Origin of the sequence: Paraburkholderia phosphatilytica (assembly GCF_003443895.1) — a bacterium.
Classification (GTDB): Bacteria; Pseudomonadota; Gammaproteobacteria; order Burkholderiales; family Burkholderiaceae; genus Paraburkholderia; species Paraburkholderia phosphatilytica.
Genome location: NZ_QQOA01000104.1, coordinates 1 through 1,244, shown reverse-complemented (window position 1 = coordinate 1,244; position 1,244 = coordinate 1). Strand labels below are relative to the sequence as shown.

Annotated in this window: 1 protein-coding gene; it reads left to right on the top strand. The window is 61.0% G+C overall.

The window, feature by feature from the left end:
• A partial coding sequence (locus DVS29_RS36745; protein ID WP_118186249.1) for an IS110 family RNA-guided transposase occupies positions 1-963 on the top strand: 963 nt, incomplete at its 5' end.
• Positions 964-1,244 lie beyond the last annotated feature (281 nt).

The following is a 1,244-nucleotide window of genomic DNA, read 5'->3' as shown; positions in this document are numbered from 1 at the left end:
GTCGATCATGAAACCGGGGAGATCGTGAACAAGCCGATCAAGCGGGCCAAGTTCCTGGAGCACTTCGCGAACCGTGCTCGATGTGTGATTGGGATGGAAGCGTGTGGCGGCGCCCACCACTGGGCAAGGCAGTTGATGGAGCTAGGTCACGAAGTGCGGCTGATGCCGGCCGAATTCGTGAAGGCGTTCAACATCCGCAACAAGAATGATGCGGCCGATGCTAAGGCGATCTGGTTGGCAGTGCAGCAGCCCGGCAAGCCGGTGGCGGTGAAGACGGAGATGCAGCAGGCCATGCTGGCGCTGCACCGCATGCGCGAGCAGGTGGTGAAATTCCGCACGATGCAGATCAACGGGCTACGTGGGCTGCTGACGGAATACGGCGAGGTAATGAGCCGGGGCCGGGCCAAGCTGGATCGCGAAATACCGGCGGTGCTGGGCCGGCTTGCGGAGCGTCTGCCGGCGGCGCTGGTCGACACGCTGCGCGAGCAGTGGAACGGGCTGGCGAGGCTAGACGCGCAGGTTGCCGAGATCGAGCGGCGCATGCGCGAGTGGAAGAAGCAAGACCGGGCAGTGAAGGCGATCAGCGAGATTCCTGGCGTCGGTCTGCTCACGGCAACGGCGGCGGTGGCGATGATAGGCGACGCGAAGGCATTCAGATCCGGCCGCGAGTTTGCCGCGTGGGCGGGTCTGGTACCAAAGCAAACGGGCTCAGGGGGCAAGGTGAACCTGCACGGGATCAGCAAGCGCGGCGATACGTATCTGCGCACGCTGCTGATTCACGGCGCGCGCAGCGTACTGACGCATGCGAAGGAGCCTGGCGAGTGGGTCGAGCAGATGAAGAAACGGCGACCGGCGAATGTGGTCATCGTTGCACTGGCCAACAAGACGGCCAGAACGATCTGGGCAGTACTGGCCCACGACCGGCAGTACCAGAGAGGCTACGTCAGCGTGAAGCCGGTTTGATCGGTGAGCGTTTCGTTGAAGATTAACGTTTAACACAGGGTGAACGTCCAAAGGTTGCGCAGCAATCGAGTGTGATGACAAACCAGGTAGGACCGGGACTCGCTAAACCTGAATGGCTTGAAGAGCTTTGAGCTCGCCAGGAGAATGAGGTGCGAGTCAGCGAATTTCATAGGGGCCCGCAGCGGCATTACCGGCTGCAGCAAGGCCGGATATAGAGATGCAGCCCATCCTGTCTGTCGAAACACACGAAAACTGTTGCAAACGGGACGCGTTCATATAGA